The organism is Candidatus Palauibacter polyketidifaciens (assembly GCF_947581785.1).
Taxonomy (GTDB): domain Bacteria; phylum Gemmatimonadota; class Gemmatimonadetes; order Palauibacterales; family Palauibacteraceae; genus Palauibacter; species Palauibacter polyketidifaciens.
In genome coordinates this window covers 1-18,739 of the sequence record NZ_CANPVO010000005.1, presented here as the reverse complement: position 1 = coordinate 18,739, position 18,739 = coordinate 1, and the positions used below count along the sequence as shown (strand labels likewise).

At 70.3% G+C, this 18,739-nt stretch carries 20 protein-coding genes; 17 read left to right on the top strand and 3 right to left on the bottom strand.

Going from position 1 to position 18,739, the window contains the following annotated elements; all coding sequences use genetic code 11:
* A partial coding sequence (trpD, locus tag RN729_RS00745; RefSeq protein ID WP_310781602.1) for an anthranilate phosphoribosyltransferase occupies nucleotides 1–673 on the top strand: 673 nt, incomplete at its 5' end.
* A gap of 393 nt (nucleotides 674–1,066) precedes the next feature.
* Here the strand turns inward: trpD and lexA are convergent.
* Nucleotides 1,067–1,675 carry a transcriptional repressor LexA gene (gene lexA, locus RN729_RS00740; RefSeq protein WP_310781600.1) on the bottom strand — a complete coding sequence of 203 codons (609 nt, stop codon included), beginning with the start codon at nucleotides 1,673–1,675 and terminating at the stop codon, nucleotides 1,067–1,069.
* 170 nt (nucleotides 1,676–1,845) lie between these two features.
* Between lexA and trpC the strand changes: the two genes are divergently transcribed.
* The 16 genes from trpC (at nucleotide 1,846) to RN729_RS00660 (ending at nucleotide 17,467) form a co-directional block, all read left to right on the top strand.
* Entirely contained in the window at nucleotides 1,846–2,697 is an 852-nt protein-coding gene (gene trpC, locus RN729_RS00735; protein ID WP_310781598.1) for an indole-3-glycerol phosphate synthase TrpC, read from the top strand.
* The gene (locus tag RN729_RS00730; RefSeq protein ID WP_310781596.1) at nucleotides 2,694–3,323 is read left to right on the top strand and encodes a phosphoribosylanthranilate isomerase; all 630 of its coding nucleotides are present in this window, start codon (nucleotides 2,694–2,696) and stop codon (nucleotides 3,321–3,323) included. Before trpC ends, RN729_RS00730 begins: the two co-directional genes overlap by 4 nt.
* On the top strand, nucleotides 3,320–4,555 hold the full coding sequence (gene trpB / locus RN729_RS00725) for a tryptophan synthase subunit beta (RefSeq protein WP_310781594.1): 1,236 nt from the start codon (nucleotides 3,320–3,322) through the stop codon (nucleotides 4,553–4,555). Before RN729_RS00730 ends, trpB begins: the two co-directional genes overlap by 4 nt.
* A 2-nt stretch (nucleotides 4,556–4,557) precedes the next feature.
* Nucleotides 4,558–4,776, top strand: a complete 219-nt coding sequence (locus RN729_RS00720) for a hypothetical protein (RefSeq protein ID WP_310758164.1) — start codon at nucleotides 4,558–4,560, stop codon at nucleotides 4,774–4,776.
* A 39-nt stretch (nucleotides 4,777–4,815) separates the two neighbouring features.
* Entirely contained in the window at nucleotides 4,816–5,103 is a 288-nt protein-coding gene (locus RN729_RS00715; RefSeq protein WP_310781592.1) for a hypothetical protein, read from the top strand.
* 11 nt (nucleotides 5,104–5,114) lie between these two features.
* The gene (locus RN729_RS00710) at nucleotides 5,115–5,798 is read left to right on the top strand and encodes a VOC family protein (protein ID WP_310781590.1); all 684 of its coding nucleotides are present in this window, start codon (nucleotides 5,115–5,117) and stop codon (nucleotides 5,796–5,798) included.
* 85 nt (nucleotides 5,799–5,883) lie between these two features.
* Complete coding sequence (locus RN729_RS00705) at nucleotides 5,884–7,116, top strand: ABC transporter substrate-binding protein (RefSeq protein ID WP_310781588.1); 1,233 nt, start codon at nucleotides 5,884–5,886, stop codon at nucleotides 7,114–7,116.
* A gap of 10 nt (nucleotides 7,117–7,126) precedes the next feature.
* A complete protein-coding gene (rocF, locus tag RN729_RS00700) occupies nucleotides 7,127–8,023 on the top strand; it encodes an arginase (RefSeq protein WP_310781587.1) in 897 nt (298 codons plus the stop codon).
* A gap of 121 nt (nucleotides 8,024–8,144) precedes the next feature.
* Nucleotides 8,145–8,366 (top strand): YlcI/YnfO family protein, encoded by a 222-nt coding sequence (locus RN729_RS00695; RefSeq protein ID WP_310781585.1) that lies wholly within the window; start codon nucleotides 8,145–8,147, stop codon nucleotides 8,364–8,366.
* Between the two features lie 46 nt (nucleotides 8,367–8,412).
* Nucleotides 8,413–8,604, top strand: a complete 192-nt coding sequence (locus tag RN729_RS00690; RefSeq protein WP_310781583.1) for a type II toxin-antitoxin system RelE/ParE family toxin — start codon at nucleotides 8,413–8,415, stop codon at nucleotides 8,602–8,604.
* 99 nt (nucleotides 8,605–8,703) lie between these two features.
* Complete coding sequence (locus RN729_RS00685; RefSeq protein ID WP_310781581.1) at nucleotides 8,704–10,767, top strand: S9 family peptidase; 2,064 nt, start codon at nucleotides 8,704–8,706, stop codon at nucleotides 10,765–10,767.
* On the top strand, nucleotides 10,764–11,579 hold the full coding sequence (trpA, locus tag RN729_RS00680; protein WP_310781579.1) for a tryptophan synthase subunit alpha: 816 nt from the start codon (nucleotides 10,764–10,766) through the stop codon (nucleotides 11,577–11,579). Before RN729_RS00685 ends, trpA begins: the two co-directional genes overlap by 4 nt.
* 360 nt (nucleotides 11,580–11,939) lie before the next feature.
* The gene (locus tag RN729_RS00675) at nucleotides 11,940–12,260 is read left to right on the top strand and encodes a toxin-antitoxin system HicB family antitoxin (protein ID WP_310781577.1); all 321 of its coding nucleotides are present in this window, start codon (nucleotides 11,940–11,942) and stop codon (nucleotides 12,258–12,260) included.
* Between the two features lie 37 nt (nucleotides 12,261–12,297).
* Complete coding sequence (locus RN729_RS00670; RefSeq protein WP_310781575.1) at nucleotides 12,298–14,688, top strand: choice-of-anchor B family protein; 2,391 nt, start codon at nucleotides 12,298–12,300, stop codon at nucleotides 14,686–14,688.
* Nucleotides 14,689–14,716: 28 nt separating this feature from the next.
* Complete coding sequence (locus tag RN729_RS00665; RefSeq protein ID WP_310781573.1) at nucleotides 14,717–15,160, top strand: CDGSH iron-sulfur domain-containing protein; 444 nt, start codon at nucleotides 14,717–14,719, stop codon at nucleotides 15,158–15,160.
* 6 nt (nucleotides 15,161–15,166) lie between these two features.
* Nucleotides 15,167–17,467: an acyl-CoA dehydrogenase gene (locus RN729_RS00660; RefSeq protein ID WP_310781571.1), complete on the top strand. Its 2,301-nt coding sequence runs from the start codon at nucleotides 15,167–15,169 to the stop codon at nucleotides 17,465–17,467.
* A 99-nt stretch (nucleotides 17,468–17,566) separates the two neighbouring features.
* Here RN729_RS00660 and RN729_RS00655 read toward each other — a convergent pair whose 3' ends face one another.
* Both RN729_RS00655 and RN729_RS00650 read right to left on the bottom strand, forming a co-directional pair.
* Nucleotides 17,567–18,562, bottom strand: a complete 996-nt coding sequence (locus RN729_RS00655) for an ADP-ribosylglycohydrolase family protein (RefSeq protein WP_310781569.1) — start codon at nucleotides 18,560–18,562, stop codon at nucleotides 17,567–17,569.
* Nucleotides 18,559–18,739: hypothetical protein (locus RN729_RS00650; protein WP_310781568.1), on the bottom strand; the 181-nt coding region annotated here is incomplete at its 5' end. The genes RN729_RS00655 and RN729_RS00650, both read right to left, overlap by 4 nt.

The window sequence follows — 18,739 nt, the reverse complement described above, 5'->3', positions numbered from 1 at the left end:
CCGCTCGTTCACCTCCAAGTGCGGCAGCGCCGACGTGCTCGAGATGCTCGGCGTTCCCATCGAGCTTCCCCCCGAGGATGAGAAGCGGATGTTCGAGGAGACCGGGTTCGTGTTCATGTTCGCCCCGGCCCACCACCCGGCCATGCGGCACGTGGGCCCCGTCCGCGCCGCGCTCGGCGTGACCACGATCATGAACCTCCTCGGCCCGCTCGCGAACCCGGCCGGCGTGCGCCGGCAGGTCGTCGGCGTCGCCCACCCGGATCTTCAGCGCCTCGTCGCCGACACCCTCCTCGAACTCGGCCACGAGCGCGCGCTCGTCGTCCACGGCGAGCCCGGCATGGACGAACTGAGTCCGCTCGGCCCGACCCGGGTCTTCCGCATCGAGAACGGGATGCTGTCCGAGTTCAAGGTCGCGCCCTCGGACTTCGGCTGGCCGGAGTACGCACCGTCCGATCTGGCCGGCGGCGAGCCGGAGGAGAACGCGGAACGGGTCCGGCGCGTGATCGACGGCCGCGAAGCCGGCGCCGCCCGCGCGGCCGTCGTGCTCAACGCCGCCGCCGCCTTCTGGGCTGCGGGCGCCGTGGACACCCTGGCCGCCGGAGTCGCCGCCGCCGAGCAAGCCATCGATTCGGGTGCCGCGGAGGCGCAACTCCAATCCATGCAATCGGTTTGATCGACAGACCGGGGGGCTGGAGACCTCCGATGACCAGGTTGCTGCTCGCCACTTCGCGGTCGAGGAACTTCCGGCCTTCGGCGTGTCCGATACGGGGCGCACGCACTACACGATTCACCGGCTTCGGAGACCCGTATCCGGACTGCATCTGGTGCTATCGGAACTGGCGTTTCCCATCGCGGAGCACGCAGCGAACTACGAGCACGAGGCCATCTGGCTTACGCTGTACCGGGAGGACATCTGCGTCGACCGCTGCCCGTAGCGGAACCATTCCGGGCGACGGGAACCTCCGCCCCGACGGTTTTTGTGGGAGGTGGGTGGCCGTCGGGACGGGTACTCTCGGGGAGTCGAGAGCGGTCCTCCGTCAACTGCGGTGAGGCTTCTTCTCCGTCTTCAGTAGCGCCGGATGACTCCGATCACCACGCCCTGGACCGTGACCTGTGAGGGGTGCAGGTAGATCGGCGTGAGCGCCGGGTTCGCGGGCTGAAGCCGGATCCGGCCCTGCTCCAGGTAGATCTTCTTCATGGTGGCGTTCTCGCCATCGACGAGCGCGATCACCATTTCGCCGTTGTGCGCCGTCTCCCGCGACTGGACGATGACGTAGTCGCCGTCGCGGATCTGTTCGTCGATCATCGAATCGCCGCGCACCCGCAGCACATAGTGTTCGCTCAGGGAACCCGCGATCATGTCTTCGGGAACGGAGACCGTCTCCTGCTCCTCGATGACCTCTATCGGCTGACCCGCCGCAACGTTGCCGTACAGCGGCAGTTCGACCGCGGCAACCTGGAGCTTTCCTTCCACCAGTTCGACCGATCGACTCTCATTGTAGTTTTTTCGGATATACCCCTTCGCCTGCAGGTTCCCGAGATGTTCGTGCACCGTCGCGAGCGAGCGGTAGCCGAACTCCTCCGCGATCTCCTCGAAGCTCGGGGAATACCCGCGGAACCGTATGAAGCCCTCGATGAAGTCGAGCATCTCGCGCTGTCGCTTCGTAAGCGCCATCGTTTCTCACTCCGCTCGCAGCTTCCGCGCCGTGCCCGTCCCAGATGCTTGCAGGGGGCCGAAGGATTACCGAATATACCCGAACATGTACCGAAGCGCAACGTTCGACGGGAACTGGCGCAGCCGCCGAGGTTTTGCGGCGGGATGGCGGCGGTCGCAGCTTGGCGCCCATGGCACACGACACGATTCTCGAAGAGATCCTCGCGGCGAAGCGGGAGGAGGTCGCGCGGCTCCAACTGTTCCGGAGCGCGATTCGCGCCCAGGCGGATGAAGCCCCGCCCCCGCGCGGTTTCGAGGCGTCTCTGCGCCGGCCCGGGGAAGTTTCCGTGGTCGCGGAGTTCAAGCGCCGGTCTCCCTCCGCCGGCGACATCAACCCGTACGCCCAGGCGGCGGGCGTGGCGAGCGTGTACGCCTCCGGGGGGGCGGCCGCAATTTCGGTACTCACGGACGAGCGCTACTTCGGCGGCTCGCTGGACGATCTGAGGTCGGCGAAGGACGCCGTGGGGGTTCCCGTCCTCCGCAAGGATTTCACGCTGGATCCCGTCCAGTTGTACGAGGCGCGCGCGGCAGGCGCGGATGCGGTTCTGCTCATCGTGCGCGCGCTCGGAGCCACCCGGCTGCGTGAACTGCTCGGACTCGCGGCCGACCTCGGCCTTGCCGCGCTCGTGGAGGCGCACGACGAGGAGGAGATGGAGCGGGCGCTCGAGGCCGGTGCCCGGATCGTCGGCGTGAACGCGCGCGATCTGGCGACCTTCGAGGTGGACCTCGAACGCTCGCTGAACCTGATCGAGGAGCTTCCGGCCGACGTCGTGGCCGTGGCGGAGAGCGGGATCCGGTCCGCGGAGGACGCGGCGGCGGCGGGCTCCGCGGGGGCGGACGCGGTCCTGGTCGGCGGCTGGCTGATGGCGGGCGATCCGGCGGCGGGCGTTGAGGCGCTCGTCGGCCACCCCCGGCGGCCCCGGAGCGATCGGATGCAGCCGGCGGACGCCGACGCCCGGGTCGACAACGACGGGGCGGCATGAGCCGGGTCGGAGTGAAGATCTGCGGTCTCCGGGAGCCGCGGCACGCCACCGCGACGTCCCGCGCCGGCGCGGACTACGTGGGTGTCGTGTTCGCCGGCCGGGTGCGGGAAATTACCGCCGGGGAAGCCGCCGGCGTCGTGGAGGCGCTCGAGAGCGGCACGCGCGCCGTCGGTGTGTTCGTGGACGCGGGCCCGGCGGAGATCCTCGTCAAACGGGACATCGCGGAGTTCCACGTCGCCCAGCTCGCCGGCTCCGAACCGCCCGAACTCTGCGACCGACTCAGGGACGAAGGGCTGGATGTCTGGAAGGGCCTCCGGCCCACGTCGAGCGACGACCTGGCCCGCGGGTGGGACGAGTACCGGGAGGCGGCGGACGCGATCCTCCTGGAGGGGTTCTCGCCGCGCGGACCCGGAGGCACCGGGACCAGCTTCCCGTACGAGTGGCTGGCGGGGCTTGAGCGCGACGGGTGTGCGCTCGCGCTCGCGGGCGGGCTGGACGCGGACAACGTGGCGCGTGCGATCCGCGACGTGCGTCCCGACATCGTCGATGTCTCCTCGGGCGTCGAACGGGCCCCGGGGGAGAAGTCGATCGACCTTATCCTCGAGTTCCTGGCGGCCGCCAAATGAGCGGCCGCCAAGTGCGCAGCCCGGCCCCCGGCTGGTTCGGCGACTTCGGCGGGCAGTTCGTGCCCGAGACGCTGATCCCGGCGCTCGACGAACTCACCGCGGCCTGGGCGGAGGCCCGCGACGATCCCTCCTTCGGGGAGGCCCTCGAGGCCAGCCTTGAACACTACGTGGGACGGCCCACGCCGCTCTACCGGGCGCCGCGCCTCGGGGCGGATCTCGGGCTCGACCTGTGGCTGAAGCGGGAAGACCTCAATCACACCGGCGCTCACAAGATCAACAACACGATCGGCCAGGCGCTGCTCGCGAAGCGCATGAACAAGGCCCGGATCATCGCCGAGACCGGTGCGGGCCAGCACGGCGTGGCGACGGCCACCGCCTGCGCGGCGCTCGACTTCGAGTGCGCCGTCTACATGGGCGAGGAGGACATGCGCCGGCAGGCGCTCAACGTCGAGCGCATGGAAATGCTGGGGGCCGAGGTCATCCCGGTGTCGAGCGGGAGCCGGACGCTCAAGGACGCGACGAACGAGGCGATCCGCGACTGGGTCACGAACGTGGACACGACGCACTACATCATCGGCTCCGTCGTCGGCCCGGCGCCCTATCCCGAACTCGTGCGCGACTTCCAGCGCGTCATCGGCGACGAGACGGTCCGGCAACTCGCCGAGCGCGGCGTGGAGCCGGATGCCGTCTTCGCCTGCGTCGGCGGCGGTTCCAACGCGATCGGGATCTTCACGCCCTTCATCGAACGCAACCGCGAGGTCCCGGCGGAGGCGCGCGTCGCCCTCGTCGGCGTGGAGGCGGCGGGGCACGGCGTCGATACCGGCCGCCACTCCGCCTCGCTCACGGCCGGCGAGCCCGGGATCCTTCACGGCAACTACAGCTACCTGCTCCAGGACGAGGACGGCCAGGTGATTCCCGCCCATTCCGTGTCCGCCGGACTCGACTATCCCGGCGTCGGTCCGGAACACTCGTGGCTCAAGGAGACGGGACAGGTCCGCTACGAATCCGTGACGGATGAGGAGGCCCTCTCCGCCTTCCGGGACCTCTGCCGGCTCGAGGGGCTGATCCCCGCGCTCGAGAGCGCGCACGCGCTGGCGGGCCTGCGGCGGGAGGCCGCGCGCTGGGCGGGGAGACGCGTCGTCATCTGTCTCAGCGGGCGGGGCGACAAGGATGTGGAGGAAGTCGCCCGCATCCTGGCGGCCGGCGGCGAACCCGGCTCGGACGGGCACTGACTGTGGCCTTCATCGACTACCCGGATCCGTCGGGGATCCCCGAGGAAGACCGCGTCGCGGACGATGACAACATCATCCGCATTCACGGCGTCCACAGCCGCGTCATCCGGCTCCACTACGATCTCTACCGCGAACTGATGTACGGGCCGGGTCCTCTCTCCCGGATTCAAAGGGAGATGATCGCCGTCGTCGTGTCGGGGCTCAACGCCTGCCGCTACTGAATTGTCCATCACGGAGAGGGTCTCCGTCGTCTGCTCGAGGTGGCCGACGCCGGCGGTGCCAATGAGGAGAACGAACGCCTCATCGCCGCCCTCGCAACGGACCATGCGACGGCCGAGCTGGATGAGGCCGACCGGGCGATGCTCGACTATGCCGCGCGGCTGACGCTCGACCCGGGCGGCGAGCACGAATCCGCGGTCGACGGATTGAAGGCGCACGGTTTCGATGATCGCGCGATCCACGATATTTGCGCCGTCACCGCCTACTATGCGTTCGTGAACCGGATCGCCGACGGGCTCGGCGTCGAACTCGAAGACGAGGGAGGCTGACGGAAGTGGCCATGCTCCCGACGACACCGCCGCGGAGCGGACCGGGTGCCCCCGGCGCCCCCGCCGTCCCGGCGAATCTCGACCATCTGCTGCTGGGGACCGCCGACCTCGCGGAAGGGGTCGCGTGGGTGGCCGACCGGCTCGGTGTCGAAGCCCCGTTCGGCGGCCGCCACGGCAACCTCGGCACCGCCAACCATCTCCTTTCGCTCGGGGGCGACATCTACCTCGAGATCCTCGGTCCGGACCCCGAGGCGCCGCCCCGGGACGAACCGCTCCCGTTCGGGATCGAGGGCCTCGCCGAGCCCCGGCTTGTCACGTGGGCGGCCCGCGGGACGGACCTCGCGGCGCTCGTCGCGCGGGCCTCGGGCCGGGGCGTCCCGCTGGGTCCGGTGCGGCCCGGCTCCCGGCTCCGGCCGGACGGCGGCGAACTGAGCTGGGAGATCACGGCCTTCACGTCCGTCCTCCACGACGGCCTCGTACCTTTCTTCATCGACTGGGGAACGACGCCGCACCCGGCCCGCGCGACGCCGCCGGGCGGGCGGCTGATCTCGTTCCGGGCCGAACACCCGGACCCCGCCGCGGTACGATCCACCCTCGAGTCGCTGGACCTGGTGCTCGAAGTGGACGAGGGGCCGGAGCCCGCGCTCGTGGCGAGGATCCGTACCCTGGACGGTGACGAAACGGAGTTGCGCTAAAGGAATGTCTTCAGGTTTCGAGGCGATATTCATGGGACTCAGGCGCGGCATATATCGGGCACATCGAGCCGGACGGACGACCGGCTTGGCGGCAGGCTTCCTGACACTGGCCCTGGTCGCGGCCGGGTGCGTGGACGACCCGGCGGACTCCACGGGGCCGGAGCCGGGCTCGGACGGGACGCCGATCACGCTGGCGGCGGCCATCTCCGAGACCGGGCGGCACGGCGTGGAAGGGATCGAAGTCGTGCGGGGGTATCGACTCGCCGTCGAGATCCTCAACGAGAAGGGGGGGATTCGCGGTCGGCCCGTGCAACTGGAGATCCGCGACGACGGGAGCGATGCCCAGGCGAGCGCGCGCCTGTACGAGGAGTTCACGGCCTCCGGCGCGGTCGACGCGCTGCTGGGCCCCTACAGCAGCCCGATCACGGAAACCGTCCTCGCCGTCAACGAGGCCGCGGGGGTGCCGATGGTCGCTCCGATGGCGGCGGCGCCCTCGATCTGGTCCGAACGACAGCGGCAATGGAGTGTCCAGCTGCTGACGCCGGGACCGGCCTACCTGCAGGGTTCCGTGGAGGTGGCCGTGTTCGGCGGAGCGCAGACCGTGGCGATCGTGTACGAGAACTCCGCGTTTCCGGCATCGGTGGTCGAGGGCGTGCGCGAGGCGGTCCGCGGCCACGGGCTGGAGATCGTGATGGACCGGTCCTATGAAGTCGGAGCGGCCGACCACGAAGCGATCGCCGCCGCGGCCCGGGACGCCGGCGCGGACCTCTTCATTGGCGGGGGCTACACGGCCGACGCCGCCGGCTTCGCCACCGCCGCGCCCGCCGTGGGATACCGGCCGGTCCTCATGAGCCTGATCATCGGGCCCGGCCAGCAGCACTTCGTCGAAGACGTGGGGCAGGCCGCCCGGTGCGTCGCCGGCAACTCGCCGTGGCACCCGGCCCTCCAGACGGTCGGCTTCATCGCGGACAACGCAACCTTCGTCAGCCGCTACCGGGCGGCGCACGGAACGACGCCCGGCTACCACGCGGCGGGCGGCTTCGCGGCCGTGGAACTCCTGGCCGAAGGGCTCGACCAGACGGCCGCCGGGCCGGGCGGAACCAACCGCGGCGCGCTCCGCGACTACCTGTTCTCGGCTCGGACCGGGACCATCGCGGGTCCGTACGAGGTCGCCCCCATCGACGACGGGGAGGCCGGCGCCCAGCGCGGGCTCAAGGGGTTGCAGGTCCAGTGGCAGGACGACGGCGCCGGCGGGCTCGCCCTCCGGATCGTCCACCCCTGGGCCGCCGCCAACGCGGTCCCCTGCTACATGCGCTGAAGGCGGCCAGATGGACATCGCGCTGATCTCCGTCTCCATCGACCTCGGCGCCGGACGCCGGGGCGTGGACATGGGACCCTCCGCTCTGCGCATCGCCGGGATCAGCCGGGAGATCGAAGCCATCGGCCACAGCATCACGGAACTGGGCACCGTGACGGCTGGCGGGCTGGAGACCACGGACGCGGGCGAGCACGAGTTGCGCTTCCTGGACGAGATCGTCCACGTCGCGGACGAGACGCAAGAGCTCGTGCGCGAAGGGCTGGCCCGGGGCTGCACGCCGCTCGTGCTCGGCGGAGACCATTCGCTCTCGATCGGGTCGGTGGCGGCCGTGGCCGACCATTACGGGTCCCGGGGGGCGTCCGTCGGCGTCATCTGGGTGGACGCCCACGCCGACATGAACCTCCCCCACACCACGCCCACCGGGAACATTCACGGAATGCCGCTCGCGGTGCTGCTGGGACAGGGCGAGCCGCAACTGACCTCCAGCCGGACGCGCGTCTTGCCCCAGAACGTGAGCGTCCTGGGCGCGCGGTCGCTGGATGCAGGAGAGAAGCGGCTCATCCGGGAACTCGGCGTCCGCGTCTTCACGATGTCCGAGATCGACGAACGCGGGGTGGGGGTCTGCATGGACGAGGCCATGGAGCGCGCCGGCGCGGGTACCGCCGGGTTCCACCTCTCATTCGACGTCGACGTGCTCGACCCGCGGATCGCGCCGGGTGTGGGGACGCCGGTGCGCGGAGGCCTGACCTACCGCGAAGGGCACCTCGTGTGCGAGAAGGCGTGGCGCTCCGGAAAGCTGCTGAGCCTGGAACTCGTCGAACTCAACCCGGTCCTCGACGACCGCAACCAGACGGCCGAACTCGGCGTCGGCCTCGTCGCCTCCGCCCTCGGCGCCGCCATCCTCTAGCGATGTCGTACCGAAACCGGCGTCCTCCCTTGCCGGGGATGCGGCGGCGGCATTACGATGATCGCATCGACAGTCATCGACATTGAATCAATGTACATGCGATCCCGGGAGAAACTCGGATATGGATCAGATCACGGCGCGCGTCCCCGACGCGATGATCGAAGCCCTGGACGCCGCTGCGTCAACGCTGCGGCGAAGCCGGGCCGATGTCGTTCGCCAGGCCCTGGAGCGATACCTGGAAGATTTTGATGACCTGACGGTTGCCGTGGAGCGGTTGCGCGATCCCGCCGATCCCGTCCTCGATTGGGATGAGGTCAGGGGTGGCCTACTCCGTTCGGATTAAGCGGAGCGCGGTCAAGGCGCTTGGCCGGATTCCGAAGCACGACCGGGTGCGAATCGTCGATGCCATCGACGGATTGGCGGAGCATCCCCATGCGGGCAGTTCCCTGAAGGGAGGCCTCCGCGGGCTTCGGCGAATTCGCGTCGGCGGCTACCGCGTGGTGTACGAGGTGCAGGATGCGGCGCTCGTCGTTCTCATCGTACGCGTCGCACACCGCGGAGCCGTCTATCGTCCGCTCTGACTGACGTCCGTCGCCGGCATCCGGCTGGCCGCCGCTCGGCTCATCTCCGATTATTCCAGGTCTGCCCACGGGCCGGTTACGAAGCCGAAGGAGCGAAGGATGAAGACGAAGTTCGGAAGCGCCGCCCTGCTGACAGCCATTGCCGCCGGCGCGCTCGCCGCGGATGCGGCGGCCCAGACCCGCCGGCTGTCGCTCGACCACTACATGGACATGGAGTCCGTCTCCGACCCCCGCATCTCGCCGGACGGATCGAGGATCGTCTACACCCGCGGCTGGGTTGACAAGGTCAACGACCGCCGCGAGTCGTCCCTCTTCATGATGGACGCGGACGGCAGCCGGAAGCGGGCGCTCGTCGACGGCGGCGGGGCGCGCTGGTCGCCGGACGGCACGCGCATCCTGTTCACGGCGGCGGGCGAACCCTCGGGGAGCCAGATCTTCGTGCGCTGGATGGACGAGGAGGGCGCGACGACCCAGGTCACCCGCCTCGAGAATGGCCCGTCCTCTCCCCGCTGGTCGCCGGACGGAGAGTGGATCGCCTTCACGAGCCGGGTGAACGACCGCGCGGACTTCGCCGGCGTCGATCTCCCCTCCCGGCCGGACGGGGCGACGTGGACCGAGGGGCCGAAGATCGTCGAGCGCGCCGGCTACAAGCGCGACCGCCAGGGATACGTCGACACCGGCTGGACGCATGTGTTCGTCGTGCCCGCCGATGGCGGCGCCGCCCGCCAGCTCACGACGGGGGACTGGAACCACGGCGGGATCGCCTGGAGCCCCGACGGGACCGAGATCTACTTCTCCTCCTACCGCGTTCCCGACTGGGACCGGCCCGAGCACTGGCAGGAGTCGGAGATCTACGCCGTCTCCGTGGCGTCCGGCGCGATTCGCCAGCTCACGGACCGGCGCGGCTCGGACGCGGGACCCGTTCCCTCGCCGGACGGCCGCCTCATCGCGTACAGCGTGGGCGATGAGCACCGCGACACCTACCGGAACGGCAGAATCCACGTGATGAACCGGGACGGGTCCGGCTCGCGGCTCATCTCCGGGGACTATGACCGGCAGTCCGGCGGCTTCCAGTGGGCGCCCGACGGGAGCGGCCTCTACTTCAACGTGAACCGGGAAGGGTACCGGCAGCTCCACTTCGTCTCCGTCGACGGCGGCGTCACGCAGCTTACCGAGGGGGCGCATCTCTTCTCCCTCTCCTCCTTTGCGGAGGACGGCACCGCGGTGGGCACGATCTCCACGGACCACGAGCCCGGCGACCTCTACCGGTTCTCCCTCTCGGATCCGGGCGAGGCCACCCGCCTCACCGAGGTCAACGCGGACGTGCTCCACGGCGTGTCCCTCGGCGAGGTGGAGGAGGTCTGGTACGAGTCGACGGACGGCTTCCGGATCCAGGGTTGGATCGTGAAGCCGCCCGATTTCGATCCGAACCGCGAGTATCCGCTCATGCTCGCGATCCACGGCGGGCCCCACAGCATGTACAACGGCGGGTTCAACTTCGCCTTCCAGGAACACGCCTCGAACGACTACGTCGTCCTCTACACGAACCCGCGGGGAAGCACGGGATACGGGACGGAGTTCGCGAACGCGATCAACCACGACTATCCGGGCGCCGACTTCCCCGACCTCATGGGCGGCGTCGACGAGATGCTGCGGCGCGGCTACGTGGACGGGGACAACCTCTTCGTGTACGGGTGCTCGGGGGGCGGCATCCTCACGTCGTATATCGTGGGGAACACGGACCGTTTCCGGGCCGCCTCGGCGAACTGTCCGATCGTGAACTGGATGTCGGCGATGGGGACGTCGGACGCCATCGGCTATCTGCGCACCTTCGAGCAGCCCTTCTGGGAAGACCCGGAGGAGTGGATGGATCGGTCGTCCATCTTCTACGTCGGGAACGTGACGACGCCGACGATGCTGATGACGGGGGAGATGGATCTGCGGACGCCGATGGGTCAGACGGAGGAGTTCTACCAGGCGCTGCACTACGAGGGCGTGCCGACGGTCATGGTGCGCTTCCAGGGGGAGTGGCACGGGACGAGTTCGCGTCCGTCGAACTTCCTGCGCACGCAGCTCTACCTGAGGAAGTGGTTCGAGCAGTGGGGGACGCACCGGCCGGCCGTGACGACGGAGGAGGAGGACGCGGGGGACGACGGCTCTTGAGCGTTCCCGACCGCCCGGCGCCCGCAGCGACGCGCGTCGGATCGCGGATCGAGGGCGCGTTCGAAGGTCGGGAAGGGGCCGCGTTCATCCCCTTTCTGTCCAGCGGCTTCCCGCGGCCGGCGGACACGCCGCGTCTGCTGGAGCGGCTGGCGGCGGACGGCGCGGACATCATCGAACTGGGGATCCCGTTCAGCGATCCGCTCGCGGACGGGCCGACGATCCAGGCCGCGAGCTGGCGCGCGCTGGAGGAGGGGGTCACGGTCGAGTCGGCGCTCGATCAGCTGGCGGAGATGTCGGCGGACCTGCCGCCGGTCGTCGTCTTCTCCTACCTGAATCCGATTCTCCGCATGGGAGTGGAGCGTTTCCTGGCGCGGGCGGAGGCCGCGGGGGCGGCGGGGCTCCTCGTCACCGACCTGCCCGTGGGCTCGCACCCGGCGCTGGAGCGGCGGCTGGCCGCGGGTTCGCTCGACCTCATCCCCCTCGCCGCCCCTACCACGCCGGGGGCGCGGCTCGAGACCATCCTCGGCCACGCCTCGGGGTTCCTGTACTACATCTCCCGCCTCGGCGTGACGGGTGCACGGAAGGCGCTGGACGCCGCGCTTGAGGACCAGGTGAGAGCGCTCCGGAAGATGGTGCGGCTGCCGGTGGCGGTGGGATTCGGGATCTCGACGCCGGAACAGGCCGCCGCGGTCGCGGGCATGGCGGACGGCGTGGTCGTCGGATCCGCGCTCATCGCCGCCCTCGGCCGCAGCGAGGCCGCCTTCGCGGAGTTGTCCGCCGCCCTCGCCGCCGCCGTGCACGGCGAGGCGTAGCACTCCTCGAGTCTGGCGCCTCAGCACCGCCCGCACCCGCCACCCGCGACAACCGGTGGTCACTGGCTCTGGGTCACGGCCCGGCTTGATGAATAGTATCAATAAAGGTATCATGTGACGCGGGACACTACGGCGATCCTCGCCAAGCTCCGCCGGAACCCCAAGGGCGTTCGGTTCTCCGAACTCGCCAAGGTGTGCGAAGCGTACTTTGGCGCGCCACGCCAGAGAGGCACGGCCCATCGAGTCTACCGGACACCCTGGCCCGGCGACCCGCGTGAACATCCAGAATGCGAACGGCATGGCGAAGGCGTACCAGGTACGCCAGGTGATCAAGGCGATCGAGAAACTCGAGGGCATCACGTGAGCGACCATTATACCTATCGAATCACATGGTCCGTCGAGGACAGCGAGCACGTCGGGCTGTGTGTCGAGTTTCCTTCCCTCAGCTGGCTGGCGTCAACGCCGGAGGAAGCGTTGTCCGGGATCCAGCGAGTCGTACGGGACAGTCTCGAGGACGTGCGACGAAGCGGCGAGACGCCTCCCGAACCCTTGGCCCATCGGGCATACAGCGGGAAGTTCATGGTCCGCGTGCCGCCGGAAGTCCACCGCGCCCTCGCAATGCAGGCGGCCGAGCAGGGGGTGAGCATGAACCGGCTCATCAACGCGCGGCTCGCGGAGTGAAGCATGCGGCGGCGGATCGCTTGAACGGGGGAGCATGATGAGAAAGTGCGTTGTCTGGCTCGCGATGTTCGCGGCCGCGACCGGATCGGTGGCGGCGCAGGATGGGTTCGGGGCCGCGGTGTGGGCGGCGGCGGCGGACGAGATCCTCGTCCTCAAGCCGGCGTTCGGCCGGGGTCCCGCGTCGGTGCTCGTGTTCGAAAACGACGGGAGCGGCTGGGCGCAGGTCCAGGAACTGTGGTCTGCGGGCTCGCTGCTCGGGGAGTCGTTCGGCCGTACGCTGGCGCCGGTGGAGGGCGGATTCCTCGCGGCGAGCGGGGATCCGCAGGTGATGATCGGCGCGTACGGGTTCGCCCGCGGCGCGGATGGCGCCTGGGCGGAGTCGGGCAGCCTGCCGCTCCGGGCCGAAGCCGCCGCGGCGCCCGAAGAGATGAGCATGGGTCGGGTGATGGCGATCCTGCAGCCGCCGGCGCGCGTCGTCGCGGCGGACGGGGATGTGGCGCTCGTCTCGGCGCCGGGCGGACAGGGCGGCGGCACCGTGGTTCGAATCTATGCGCGCGGGCCGGAAGGCGCGTGGAGCGCCGGGGGCTCGCTGGAGGCGGAAGAGCTCAGGGCGAACGCGCGATACGGGGCGGCAATGGCGGTGCGCGGGGGGCTGGCGGCGGTCGGAGCGCCGGGACAGGGCAGCTCGGGCACGGTGTACCTGTTCGCGCGCGGGGCCGACGGGGCGTGGGGCCGCGAGGCGGCGCTCGATTCGCCCGCGCTCGGCGGGGGCGCCGGCCTGGGCTCCAGCGTCCTCTTCATCGGCGATGACGAACTCGCCGTGGGCGCGCCCTCCGAGGATGGATCGGTCGGCCGGGTCGTGCTCTTCGCCCGAGGGGCGGGGGGGGACTGGGCCGAGGCGGCGACGCTGCTCCCGGGCGATCCCGGGCCGGGCCAGCGTTTCGGGACCGCGCTCGCCGCCGCCGGAGACGAACTCATCGTCGGAGCCCCGGGAGCGGTGGACGGCCGGGGCCGGGTCGATGCCTTCACCCGCGCGAACGCGGACAGGGAATGGCGCGCGGCCCACGCTTTCTCGCCCGAGGGCGCGGCGCTCGTCGCGGGCTTCGGGTCCGCCGTGGCCCTCCGCTCCGGCCTCGCCGTGATCGGCAGCCCCGCATCCGAGGGGAGCGCGGGGCTCGCGGCCGTCTACGAGGCCGCGGAGGACGGCTCCTGGTCGGGTCCGGCCTGGCTACGCCCCGGGACTCCGCCCGCCGCCGTGACATCGGCCGAGGTGGTCTGCGAGGACGATCGCGCCGCGGGCTTCGACTGCGCGGATGTCGACCTCCAGTCCTATCTCCCCCTCGCCTCGATCGGCGCCGAACCGGGAGAGCGGGTGAGCGACGCGTGGGGCTGGACGGACCCCGAGACCGGCCGCGAGTACGGCCTTGTCGGCCGCTCCGGCGGGGCCGCGATCGTCGATGTGACCGACGCCGTCAACCCCTTATATCTCGGCGTCATCCCCGCGAACCGCAGCGGCGCCCGCGACCTCAAGGTCTACGCCGACCACCTCTTCTTCACCGGGGACGGGGCCGGCGCCCACGGCCTCGTCGTCTTCGATCTCACCCGCCTGCGCGACGTGGCGAATCCCCCCGTGGAGTTCGCGCCCGACCTCCGCTGGGACGGGATCGGTAGCGCCCACAACCTCATCATCGACACCGGCGCGGGCACCGCCTTCACCGTCTCCACGAGCGGGGACGGGCACACCTGCGGCGGCGGCCTCGTGATGATCGACATCCGCGAACCGCTCGCGCCCGAGTTCGCCGGCTGCTACACGGATACCGAGGGGCTCATCTTCCAGGGGCGGACGCACGACGCGCAGTGCCTCGTGTACGACGGGCCCGACACGGATTACCGGGGGCGGGAGCTGTGTTTCGCGTCGAACGAGACCGCGCTCCGGATCGTCGACGTCACGGACAAGGCGAACCCGCGCCCGATCTCGGCCGCGGCGTACCCCGGCGTCGCCTACATCCACCAGGGGTGGCTGAGCGACGACCGGCGCTACTTCTTCCTCGACGACGAACTCGACGAACTCGTCGGCACGACGGACCGGACGAAGACGATCGTGTGGGACGTGACGGATCTCGACGACCCCGTCGTGATCGCGGACTACTATGGGCCCAACAACGCGACGGATCACAATCTCTACGTGAAGGGCGACCGGATGTACCAGGCCAACTACCAGGCCGGCTTCCGCGTCATCGACATCAGCGACCCCGAGAACCTGCGGGAGGTCGGGTATTTTGACACCACGCCGTACGGAGCCGATCCTCCCGGCTTCAACGGGGCGTGGACCGCGTTCCCCTGGTTCGAGAGCGGGACCGTGCTCGTGACGAGCATGCTCGAGGGCGTTTTCCTCCTCAAACCGAGACGAACCGAACTCGTCCCCTGATGGCGGACGCACTGCGATGGGAGATCGGATGACGGCAAACGGATGCATCGTTCACTGCGGCGGGGACGGCCCGCTCCTCGTCCGGAGTCCGCTGCGCGTGCGCACGGCGGGAGCGGAAGACGGCATCGCGAAGCCGAAGGCCGCGCTGTGCCGCTGCGGGAAATCCGCGAACAAGCCGTTCTGCGACGGGGCGCACCGCGACATCGAGTTTCGGGCCTCCGGGCCGATCGACACGACCCGCGCCGTGTCCGGGTCGGAGCCGACGTCCGGAGAGGAGGCCGGGGAAGTGGTCGTCACGGCGCACGCGAACGGCCCGTTGCACTTCGACGGCGTCGTGGAACTCAGCGGCGAAGGGCACGAGGGGTCCGCCCGCTTCGGGCAGCCGTGGATGTGCCGCTGCGGCGCGTCGAAGAACAAGCCGTTCTGCGACGGGTCCCACAAGGAGATCGAGTTCCAGGCGGAGGGCCTTTAGCAGCCCGTGGCAAAGCCGGGGTCGCTCGCCCTCTACCCCCTCCTTTACGTCGCGTGGGCCGACGCGGAACTCGCGGCCGAAGAACTGGAACTGCTGCGGGGACACCTGCGCGAGACGGGGCTGCGCGAAGGAGCTTTCGCCGAGTGGCTCGATCCCGAGGCGCCACCCTCGGCGGAGCGGCTCCTCCACCTCGTCGATGAGGTGCGGCGGCGGGCGGCGGAGATCTCGCCCGAGCGGAAGCGGTCCCTCACCGAACTCGGCATCGCCATCGCGGAGGCCGATGGCGAGCACCCGACGCGCGAGGAGCGCGCGGCCATCCTCCGCATCGAGGAGGCGCTGGGCCTGGGCGGTCCGGACGCGGTGGCGACGCTCTTCGACCCGGTGCGGCCGATCGCGCCGCTTCCCGACGTCCGGCCCCGGTTCGACCTCGACGCGATGGTGCGCTTCCTCGACGGTCCGGCTCCGGAGACCCGGCGACGCGTGTGTGCGCTCCTTTCGGACGGCCGGTTCGAGGCGGTGGCCGGACTCTCGACGGCCGACTATCGGGCGCGGGTTTCGGAGTGGTGCCGGGAGCTCGCCGACGAGGGACTCGGGGCGCTCAGCTACCCCGCGGAGTTCGGGGGCGGGGACGATCCCGCGGCTTTCATCGCCACCTTCGAGACGCTCGCCTTCTTCGACCTCAGCCTGCTCACGAAGTTCGGTGTCCAGTTCGGGCTTTTCGGCGGCAGCATCCACCAGCTCGGGTCGCGGCGACACCACGAGAAATACCTGAGAGACGCGGGGACGCTGGCGCTCCCGGGGTGTTTCGCGATGAGCGAGACGCTGCACGGGTCCAACGTCTACGACATCCAGACGACGGCGGTCTACGACCCCGGGACGCGGGAGATCGTCGTCCACACTCCGGTGCCGGGGGCGCGCAAGGATTACATCGGGAACGCGGCGCGGGACGGCCGCCTCGCGACGGTGTTCGCTCAACTGGAGGTGGACGGGGAGGGGCGCGGCGTGCACGCGATCCTCGTCCCCATCCGCGGAGAAGACGGGGAGCCGCTGCCCGGCGTGAGGATCGAGGACTGCGGGGAGAAGCTCGGCCTGAACGGCGTGGACAACGGACGCCTCCATTTCGACCGTGTGCGCGTGCCGCGCGGGAACCTCCTCGACCGCTTCGCCTCCATCGACGACGAGGGGATCTACCGGAGTCCGATCGCGAGCCCGGCGCGGCGCTTCTTCACCATGCTCGGCACCCTGGTGAGCGGCCGCGTGGCCGTGGGGAGCGCGGCGCTCGGCGCGACGAAGGTCGCCCTCACGATCGCGGTCCGGTACGGCGCCCGGCGCCGGCAGTTCGGTCCGCCCGGCGACGCCGAGCGCATCCTCCTCGACTATCCCGCCCACCAGCGGCGACTGCTCCCGCGCCTCGCCGCGACGTATGCGCTCAATTTCGCCCTCCACGACCTGCAGGCGGAGTACGTGGCCGCGGTCACCGAGGAAGCGGGGGACTCCGGCGAATCGGAGACCGGGAGCGGGTCGCGGCGGCGACGCCTCGAGGCAGCCGCGGCGGGGCTCAAGGCCTGCGCCACCTGGCACGCGACGGACACCATTCAGGCCTGCCGCGAGTCGTGCGGGGGGCGCGGCTACCTCGCGCACAACCGCTTCGCGGCGCTGAAGGCCGACAGCGACGTCTTCACGACCTTCGAGGGGGACAACACGGTCCTCATGCAGCTTGTCGCGAAGGACCTCCTCACGGGCTTCCGCCAGCAGTTCGGGGATCTCGGGGCGTTCGGGCTCGCGCGTTTCGCCGCCGGCCGCGCCGGCCGCGCGATCGCCGAGCGCAACTGGGTGATCTCGAGGAAGACGGGCGAAACCCACCTCCGCGACCCCGGATTCCACGACACGGTGTTCGACGCCCGCCGTTCGGACCTCGTGCTGTCGCTCGCCCGGCGGGTCCGGCACCGGATCGCGCGCGGGATGACGTCGTTCGATGCCCTCACCGACTGCCAGCATCACGCGCTCACGGCCGCCAGGGCCCACGTCGAGTGCGAGATCCTGCGCTCCATGATCGCGGCCGAGCGGCGGACGCCGAGTTCGGACCTCGCGGAGTGGATCGAGCGCCTGCGTTCCCTCTACGCGCTCGCCACGATCGAGCGCGAGGCGGCGTGGTTCCTGGAGCAGGGCTACCTGGATCCGCCCAAGAGCAAGGCCATCCGCCGCACGGTGACCGCGCTCTGCGCCGAGATCCGTCCCCAGGCGATCCCTCTCGTCGACGCGTTCCACGTCCCCGGATCCTCTCTCGAAGGCTCGATCGGCCTCTGACCGCGCGACGGCTCGCACCGCAACTTCGATCCGCGAGGAAGTGGCCGCGATCCGAGCGCTCCTGGAGGCCCGCTGATACGACCCGGGCCCGCCGCGGCTTCAGGTCGCGGGCGGTTTCGGGCGCGCGACGTGGGCTGCGAGATCGAGGGCGTCGACCGGCCAGTACGCCTTCGGACGCGGCCGCCTAACGCCGGGTCGGCCTGCTTCCGGGCGGCAACGGAGGATCGCCGCAGTCCAGCGCGCGGGCACGGCCTCCAGCCCGTAGACGGCGCCCAGGAGCCCTCCGCAGATCGCGGCGTTCGTGTCGGTATCGCCGCCCCTCATCACGCTGTCGATCACGCCCTCTTCGAGCGATGGGGCGTGCCGCAACTGCCACAGCGCGTTGCGGAACGCGACCAGGACCCAGCCCATGTGCGTCATGTAGTCCTCCGGCGGCCCGCCGGCAGCCTCCCCGACGCACGCCCGCACCTCCGGGCAGATCTCCCCCTCGTTCGCCCACGTCACGATCCGTTCGTACAACTCGCTCGGCGTCGGGCCGCTGTCGATCGCGTTGGCGAGCGCCATCGCGAAGAGGGCGTTCGCGTCGAGACAGACGCGGTTCGGGTGCGTCAGGCGGGCGTCTTCCCGCGCCCAGCGCGCGACGGTGTCGAGTGGATGACGGGAGCCGAAGATGCCCAGCGGAGCGATGCGCATGAGCGCCCCGTTGGCCTGGCTCTCGCGGCGCGGATCTCCGAGCAGGCCATCGCGGATCGTCAGGCCGCAGTCGAACGGGTCCGAGTCGAGCCACTCGCAGTAGGCGCGGTTCGCCGCCTCCGGGTCGTACGTGCCGCGAGCGATCAGCGTGCGCGCCAGCGCGATGGCCATCTCGGAGTCGTCCGTCGGCTGCCCCGCCTGCGTGTCGAACGTGCCCCCGTCCCGGAGGTCGCGGATCCCCTCGGGATGGAGGTCGCGGATGTCCTCGGCCGATTGGAACTCGACGAGGCTGCCGAGCGAATCGCCGGCGATCTGGCCGATGAGGCAGCCGCGGGCGCGGTCGAGCTTCGGGTCCCGGTCACGAGACGTTCCCGGCGGAACGTCGGCCGCCTTCGCGTTCATGCGTCCTCCGTGCGCCGGGCCATCGCCTTCACGAGGTCCGAATCCGGTTCGACGAAGATCGTTTGCACGCGGTCCGCGGTCACCGTGCCCGGCGGGGATTTCCGCGGCTTGCGGACGTACTTGCGGCGGGTCCAGATGACCGGGGCCGTGCGGTTGTGGCGGGCGCCGCTGTGAACC

Coding starts and splice junctions, on each gene's coding strand:
- lexA (WP_310781600.1), bottom strand. CDS start 1,675: ATGGCGCTTACGAAGCGACAGCGCGAGATGCTCGACTTCATCGAGGGC.
- trpC (WP_310781598.1), top strand. CDS start 1,846: ATGGCACACGACACGATTCTCGAAGAGATCCTCGCGGCGAAGCGGGAG.
- RN729_RS00730 (WP_310781596.1), top strand. CDS start 2,694: ATGAGCCGGGTCGGAGTGAAGATCTGCGGTCTCCGGGAGCCGCGGCAC.
- trpB (WP_310781594.1), top strand. CDS start 3,320: ATGAGCGGCCGCCAAGTGCGCAGCCCGGCCCCCGGCTGGTTCGGCGAC.
- RN729_RS00710 (WP_310781590.1), top strand. CDS start 5,115: ATGCTCCCGACGACACCGCCGCGGAGCGGACCGGGTGCCCCCGGCGCC.
- rocF (WP_310781587.1), top strand. CDS start 7,127: ATGGACATCGCGCTGATCTCCGTCTCCATCGACCTCGGCGCCGGACGC.
- RN729_RS00695 (WP_310781585.1), top strand. CDS start 8,145: ATGGATCAGATCACGGCGCGCGTCCCCGACGCGATGATCGAAGCCCTG.
- RN729_RS00685 (WP_310781581.1), top strand. CDS start 8,704: ATGAAGACGAAGTTCGGAAGCGCCGCCCTGCTGACAGCCATTGCCGCC.
- RN729_RS00670 (WP_310781575.1), top strand. CDS start 12,298: ATGAGAAAGTGCGTTGTCTGGCTCGCGATGTTCGCGGCCGCGACCGGA.
- RN729_RS00665 (WP_310781573.1), top strand. CDS start 14,717: ATGACGGCAAACGGATGCATCGTTCACTGCGGCGGGGACGGCCCGCTC.
- RN729_RS00655 (WP_310781569.1), bottom strand. CDS start 18,562: ATGAACGCGAAGGCGGCCGACGTTCCGCCGGGAACGTCTCGTGACCGG.